General features: G+C 63.0%; 8 protein-coding genes. 5 read left to right on the forward strand and 3 right to left on the reverse strand.

The features are described from left to right. Window positions 1-104 precede the first annotated feature (104 nt). The 3 genes from N4R40_RS08195 to N4R40_RS08205 form a co-directional block, all read right to left on the reverse strand. Window positions 105-1,937 (reverse strand): DUF262 domain-containing protein, encoded by a 1,833-nt coding sequence (locus tag N4R40_RS08195; RefSeq protein WP_261606879.1) that lies wholly within the window; start codon window positions 1,935-1,937, stop codon window positions 105-107. Window positions 1,938-2,018: 81 nt separating this feature from the next. Then, window positions 2,019-2,468 (reverse strand): GIY-YIG nuclease family protein, encoded by a 450-nt coding sequence (locus N4R40_RS08200; RefSeq protein ID WP_261606880.1) that lies wholly within the window; start codon window positions 2,466-2,468, stop codon window positions 2,019-2,021. Between the two features lie 25 nt (window positions 2,469-2,493). Next, a complete protein-coding gene (locus N4R40_RS08205; RefSeq protein ID WP_261606881.1) occupies window positions 2,494-3,264 on the reverse strand; it encodes a hypothetical protein in 771 nt (256 codons plus the stop codon). Between the two features lie 135 nt (window positions 3,265-3,399). On the opposite strand from N4R40_RS08205, the gene N4R40_RS08210 reads away from it, so the two are divergent. The 5 genes from N4R40_RS08210 to N4R40_RS08230 all read left to right on the forward strand — a co-directional run bounded on the left by N4R40_RS08210 (window position 3,400) and on the right by N4R40_RS08230 (window position 6,500). Further along, a complete protein-coding gene (locus N4R40_RS08210; protein WP_261606882.1) occupies window positions 3,400-3,876 on the forward strand; it encodes a hypothetical protein in 477 nt (158 codons plus the stop codon). Between the two features lie 38 nt (window positions 3,877-3,914). After that, the gene (locus tag N4R40_RS08215; RefSeq protein ID WP_261606883.1) at window positions 3,915-4,355 is read left to right on the forward strand and encodes a hypothetical protein; all 441 of its coding nucleotides are present in this window, start codon (window positions 3,915-3,917) and stop codon (window positions 4,353-4,355) included. Between the two features lie 163 nt (window positions 4,356-4,518). After that, entirely contained in the window at window positions 4,519-5,679 is a 1,161-nt protein-coding gene (locus N4R40_RS08220) for a TRAFAC clade GTPase domain-containing protein (protein WP_261606884.1), read from the forward strand. Between the two features lie 71 nt (window positions 5,680-5,750). Further along, a complete protein-coding gene (locus N4R40_RS08225; RefSeq protein WP_261606885.1) occupies window positions 5,751-6,053 on the forward strand; it encodes a hypothetical protein in 303 nt (100 codons plus the stop codon). Window positions 6,054-6,335: 282 nt separating this feature from the next. Further along, the gene (locus N4R40_RS08230; protein ID WP_261606886.1) at window positions 6,336-6,500 is read left to right on the forward strand and encodes a hypothetical protein; all 165 of its coding nucleotides are present in this window, start codon (window positions 6,336-6,338) and stop codon (window positions 6,498-6,500) included. Window positions 6,501-6,777: the final 277 nt, after the last annotated feature.

The raw sequence follows: 6,777 nt of genomic DNA on the forward strand, positions 1-6,777 counted from the left end.
AGCGTCAGACAGGCGTCTGCGCCCGCCCTACGCGAAACACGGGGTTGGCAACGAGACAGCCAATGTCATGAATGCGCGAAGTGGCGTGTTGACACCTGCCGCCGTCAGTCGTCGAGGTCACCTTCACCCAGCTCGGCGTCGATGTCGATCGGCAACGCAGGGACCGAGGCCACGCCGCCCTGGGTCTGGAGCTTGCTCTTGATGCGAGCGATGAGCATGTCTCGTCGGGAGTCGAAGAACGCGAGGAAGTCGCCGACGTCGTGCGGTAGCGAGTTCGGCAGTGCGTTGGCTTTGAGAAATGCAGCGTACTCGTCGGCGCCGGGATAGTGGTCGACGAGCCATGTGTCGGGTGCGGCATCGGACTTGCCGATGTTCTCGGGCCCGGGAAGCAGTTCCAGGTTCGGGAGAAGATCCCGTTTCCCCACGAAGTCGTCGATGGCAGCATCGCTGAGTCGACGGGTGCCGTCCGCACTCTTGAGCGCTCTTAGTGTGCGCTGATCGAGTTGAGCCTTCGGGAAGATGTGGTCTACGTGGTACTGCATTCGCGTGTCGACGTGATCGAACAGTGTGGCCAGGACGGCCCAGGTGCGGCCTCCGCCGTATGCGAGTCCAAGGATGTCCTCGATGAGGGCGTCGTTGACGTCGAGCGACTTGCCGCGACGTGCCATCGCTCGCTCAATCGGAACAAGCGGGAATGCCTCTTCGCCCTCCAGTCGGATGATGTCCCGCAGGTCGCGCAGGAGCGTGTCCAGGCCTGACCCCCAGACGCCGCGGGCGATGAGGGAACGTAGCACCCATGATCGGAGCGCAGCGCGGTCCTCGCGGTCGTGCTTCTTGTCTGACCCGCGGTACGTCGGCGGGAGACCGCGGCGGTGCACGTAGTACGCGACGGGAATGAGCACGCTGTCTGCCGTCAAGGTGCCGCCGGAGAGACCGAAGTCGGCGAGGAGTTCGGCGGCGATGCGTAGCGAGATGCTGATTTCGTCCCACTTGGACTCGAGCGTCGCCATGTTGGCAGCTGTGAAGTTCTTGACCTTGAAGCCGACGTCTCCGACGTCGGCGAGCACGAGACCCGATTTCAGGACGGTGTCCTGTGAGAAGTCGAAACCTTGGCCGGTGGTGTTGAGCGCGTCCACGAGGTCGTGGACTGCTGCTCGCGCGTCCTTCTCCTTCCACTGCGCAGTCGCGATCGACATCAGGAGATCGCTGTAGGAGAGGACTGTGCCTCCCGAGTTGACGCGAACGAAGATGTCGAGGACCCGCTCGATGTCCTGATCGGTCTCCTCGTAGAAGTGGAGGCTCTGATTGTGATGCACCTCCTGCCAGAGAAGGCTGATCATCTCGACTGCTTTTGCATTGTTGCCGACGCCGTACTTCACCGGGATCTGCGCCATCTGGAAGGCCTCGCCGGCTTCGAAGATGTCGCTGATCGGGAACCACTTCTTGGTTTCGTCAGCTGCGGCCTGCTCGATCTGTTCCTTCGTGAGGAACGCGAGGTGATACTTCAACCCGGCCTCGTTCTCCGGCGCTTCGCCGAGGAGGTTCAGGTGAAGCCGCCGCTCGGGATACGACCATGCCTTGTTCGCCCACGCACGCGGGTTCCGGTACGCATAGGTGCCCCGAAGGCCGATGTTCAGCGAAGTGAGGCGTTGCTGGCCGTCGAGTACCGCGATCACCTCGCGATCGGTCGGGATGTCGACGACCGGGTTGTGCTTCTTGTCGTAGCCGCTGTAGTCCCTCATGAACCCGTAGAACTTGAACGAGCTCACCGTCTCCGGGAGCACCTTCCAGGACAGAAAGCTGCCGACCGGGTAGCCACGCAGTACCGAGTCGAAGATCTTGATCACCTGCGACGGCTTCCACACGTACTCACGCTGGATCGCCGGCAGGATCAGCTCGTTCTTCTGGATCAGCTTCAGCGCCGTCGCAATGGTCATCGGTTCTTTGTGGCCCACGTTGGAACCCTACCGACGAGGACGGACGCCCTCACAACGAACGCCCCGCGATGTAGACCTGGTTCAGACGCGGTTCAGGTCTGGAAGGTACTCGCTTCTGAGACGCCGCTCGAGCTCATCTGCTGCGGTCACTGAAGGAACCTCGAGCCACGACAGGTCGCAACCAAGCAGCCAGTCGCGGATCGCAGCCGCTTGCTCTGCGGTGACTTTCTGACGGGCTGGCCCGCTCGTGATGTTCGGCGGAATGCTGAAGAGCAACCAACACACGTTCCGACGAAGCGAAGAGCCAGCGAGGCTAACACCGCCCCCGAGGTGCTTGCCCCACGCACGGCCTCGTAGGCTCGCGGACATGCCGACGTACACCGGTCGCCCGTCTCTCTGCCAGAGGTAGACCCCCGGAGCATCCGGCAACTCGGCGCGGCCCAGCTCACGTGCGGGAACTGTCGGTGCGGCGAGCAGTGTCGTCCACTCCCCGGTGGACGGCGGGTGGAAGTCCTGGTGCAGTTCTCTCAACGCAGCATCCGTGGGACGAGCGCTGCTAAGCGAAGTATCCGCTGACGCCGAGGACGAAGGTTGGGCAGGAATCGCCGAATAGGTTCGCTGAGAACGTGACGGTTCCGCCGTCCGGGATCTCATCGGTCTGCTCAGCGAAGGTGATCATGCTGGATAGGAGGGTGTCACCCTCGAAGCAATACACCTCGACGCTGTACGGGCCCGTCGTCTCGGCCCCCGTCTCGTTCGTCGCGCCGCCCACGATGGAGTCGCCGGACACGTTTGCCTCGGTTACGGTCAGCGGCGCGGTGTTGTAGGGGCTGGTGTCGGCAGCGCTCGTGCTCACCTGAAACTCGTACTCGGCATCGGCCGGGATGGCGTCGGCGTTGTCGAAGTAGATGTAGGAAAGGCCCGCCTCGCCCGGCTGAAGCTGAGCCGGCGTCGTGCCCTGGCTGCTTCCGGTCGCCGCGATGGATCCGCCGCTGCGTGCGGTTGCGGTCCAGTCGACGTGCGAGATGCTTTCGCTCGTGTTGTTGCGGAACGCGAAGATCAGCGTTCCGCTGGCCGAGTCGAGTGGGCCGATTTGCACCACCGAGACCTCGTCGGGCTCTCCCGCGTCGAGGTTGGGCTGTGCCGTGCCGCCGAGGTAGCCGCTGGCGTTGAACGGCAAGGGCTCGACCTCTGTAGCCGCCGGCTCTTCGGCGGGCGCCGAGGTTACTGTGTCGGGCTCAACCGCCGCCGGCTCACTCGATGAGCCGCACGCGGTGAGCAGAAGCGTCGCGGCGATAATCGCCGCCAATCCCCCAGTAGTTCGCATGAACCCCACGCTATCGGTTGGCTCAGACGTCGCCTGGCGTGGAGGGATCTGGTCTGCGACTCAGCTGGAGAACGATCAGCGGCGGGATGCGCGCGATGCTGAGGAGCGTCGCCGGGCGCCCATAGTATCCAAAGCATGAAGCACAGAGCCCTCGCCCCATTCGTGATCGTCGCGTTCCTGCTGACCGGCTGCTCGAGCAGCCCGGGAACCTCGGCTACTGAGAGCAGCGGGGGTGGCAGCACCGCCTCGGCGCCTGCCGAGGAACAGGCTCCTCCGGCCGAGCCGCTGAATCTCGCAGGCGACTGGAAGCAGACGAACTCGAACTCGGCAGACTCATACCAGGCCGCTACGATCGCCGGCGACCTCATCACGGTCAACTGGGTCAATGAGACGGACTCCACGACGGCGCTGTATTGGGTCGGCACGTACGAGTCGCCCACGGATGCTGTCGAGACATTCACATGGCTATCCGCTGGCGACGTTGCACAGATGGAGACCGGGCTGCTGGCTTCAGGAGACGACTCGAAGAAGTTCACCTACGAGGACGGGAAGCTGAAGTACGAACTGACCGCGATGGGCGTGACGATGACCGTAGAGATGGAGAAGCAGTAGCTCACCCGGAGCGACCGCGACTGATGGTCGACGACATAGTGGCGCACGCGAGCGATAGCGGCGTTCAGCGCGCCGCCGAGGCCGTGATGATGCAGATACTCTCGGAGCAACTCGGCGTCGTGCTCGCTCCGGCGACGATCCGCCTGAACGATGGAACGCGAGTCGAGCTCGACGGCGCTGACGCCGAAAGGACAGTGCTCGTGGAGTCGTGGGCGCGGTTGGGTATCCCCAAGCCAGCGCACCACAAGAAGGTGCTGACAGATGCGCTCAAGCTCTCCTGGATCGCTGGGCACATCCAGCCACGCCCGGCACGCCTGCTGCTCCTGATGGCCGATCAGGCTGCCGCGCAGCCGTTCACCGGCGGTGCAGGCTGGGGTGCTCGTGCGATCGCCGATTTCGGCGTAGAGGTCGTCGTGGTTGAGTTGCCTTCGGAGCTGGTGGCATCGATTACGGCTACGCAGGCGAGGCAGTTCCGATGACCCTGTCGTGGGTGTCTCGAACACGGCGCACTCGGGAGGAAGCCGTGCTGCGCCTCAGAGGCGACGAGATCGACAACCGGACAGCCGCGCTGGCGCGTCGGAGCGGTGCACCATACTTCTGTCATGGCTCAATCGCTCTTTATCGAAGGTGGCAGGATCTAGCGTGGCATCGAAGGTGAAGGTGCAGGAGATTGCCGTCTTCGGCGAAAGCGGAAGCGGAAAGACCGTTCTACTCTCGTCGTTTTACGGTGCGACACAAGAACCCTCATTCGGAGACGAGAATTCGTTTCGTGTGCTCGCGGACGACACGTCCCAGGGTCACAGTCTGCGGCAGAACTACTTGCGGATGAGCGAGAAGGGGGAAGCCCCACGGCAAACAGTCTTTCAAGCGAAGCCCTACTCCTTCATCGTGAAACCGAAGGAGAACGACGCCCCAAACGCGGCGAAGGCCACCAAGTTGGGCCTGGTCTGGCATGACTACCCCGGCGAATGGTTCACGCAGGAGCCGGGCACGGATGAAGAGGCGTCTCGCCGGATCGAGACGTTCAGGAACCTTCTGAAGTCGGACGTCGCACTCCTCCTCGTCGACGGGCAGAAGCTGATCGACTTTGCGGGCGAGGAGGAAAAGTACCTCAAGTCCCTGTTCTGGGGGATCCGCGAAGGACTGGAGAAGCTCAAGGAGGACATCCTCGTCGATGGGACCCCATTGGCGCGGTTTCCTCGCATCTGGCTCGTCGCGCTGTCAAAGGCTGATCTGCATCCCGCCCTCGACGTGCACGGATTTGAGAACCTAATCATCCAGAACGCCGCCGGTGATCTCGCGGCCCTGCACGAGACGGTCAAGGGTTTCGTGCAGGTTCCCGAAGCCCTGTCTATGGGAGAAGACTTCATTCTGTTGTCGTCAGCGAGATTCGAGCCCGGCAGAATCGAGGTCACAAAGCGGGTTGGCCTCGACCTCGTGCTGCCGGTGGCGATCTTGCTTCCGCTTGAGCGGGTGGCCCAATGGGCAGACAGGTTCAACGTCCCGATCAAGATGCTGGGTGGGCTGGTGAACCGCGCTGATGACATTGCGAAGGTGCTCACTGTCACGGTCGCACCAGCCGTTGCAAGACTCGTCGCCAAGATTCCGTACGTTGGGACAATTCTTGCCCCTGGCACCATTCCTGCCATCACGTTGGCGGTCAAACTGGGGACGGACAAGCTTGAGGAGCTCCATGCTCAGTCGCTGGCACACAAGGACTATCTCACCGCCACCGTCACAAAGTTTCGGCTTGACCTCGATCGCGGTGTCCAGGAACGTGTCCTGGCGAAGAGCCAGTGGTAGCTCTTATTTGGGCGACTAGAGGGCGATCCTGGGGCTTTCGATTCTTGCTCGACGGTGGGCAACCAGACCCATTGTCGGCGTACGACAGCGCTTTCGTCGGAGCAGAGAACGAAGCGACGCTTTGCCGCCGCAGCGGCAAACAGTTGGCGCTGCGCTTTCCCGATCCACTCGGCCGAACGGACGCCGCAGGTCGGATCATTCCTCATGATTTCGTTCTCACTGGACACGTGATCAACGCGATCAACACTGTTGCCGACGGTATCCAGACAATCTGGCCTCTGGTCGCCGGCGTGTACGCAGAGGTGTGGGAGGACGAGAAACCGCCGTCAGTCGCGGCCATCCAAGCGTCAATGATTCGTCACGAACGGGCTTGACGCCGGACACCCGACCGAACTCGTCCTAGCGATCCGCCAAGCCAGCACGAGCGTCAAGCGGGAAAGTGTCACGACAAAGACGCCCCGCGCGCACCCGAAGCCCCGGGGAGACGTGACATCCAGTGTCATCTCGCCGCGTTCCCGACACACGCCTGTCGGGAACGCGTTGCGACGACACAGACCCGCTTTGAGTGACACAAGCACTCAGAGACACGACATCGAGTGTCACGACCCGCCGAGGACGACGCGCCACCTTCCGGAGGATCTCGAGGTCAGCTGGTCGTGGTCGAGGACTTCAGCGTCCCCATCTATCCCGGCCTGGCGCCGCTCGGCGAGATCAACCGAGGTGGAGAAAAGCCGGCGCACGTCGTGATCGAGGGCGAGAACTACGATGCGCTGGAGACGCTGCATCTACGTCGACCCGCCGTACAACACCGGCGCGAATGACTCGCCCTGCTGGGCGGGGACGAGGCATCCGCCCGGATGGGCGTGGAGATCGTCACCTGCGCCCGGTTGCTCAAGTTCCTCGAACGGGTCACCCACGGCAGAGGTGACGGATACCGGTGTTCCTCGCCCGCAACCCGGGCGCGTTGGTCACGCGCCAGACGCTGCTCAAGGAAATCTGCGGCCGATCCCGCGACCCCGAGGCACGTGCTGACCGAATCCGGCAGGGGCTACCGGCTGTTGATCGACTGACGCCCGATCGCGGCATCCTTCATCCGGC

It is taken from the genome of Microbacterium memoriense (genome assembly GCF_025398275.1).
Lineage (GTDB): Bacteria > Actinomycetota > Actinomycetes > Actinomycetales > Microbacteriaceae > Microbacterium > Microbacterium memoriense.

Excerpts from the sequence above, each read along its gene's own strand:
- N4R40_RS08205 (WP_261606881.1), bottom strand. The coding sequence starts at position 3,264 with ATGCGAACTACTGGGGGATTGGCGGCGATTATCGCCGCGACGCTTCTG.
- N4R40_RS08195 (WP_261606879.1), bottom strand. The coding sequence starts at position 1,937 with ATGACCATTGCGACGGCGCTGAAGCTGATCCAGAAGAACGAGCTGATC.
- N4R40_RS08210 (WP_261606882.1), top strand. The coding sequence starts at position 3,400 with ATGAAGCACAGAGCCCTCGCCCCATTCGTGATCGTCGCGTTCCTGCTG.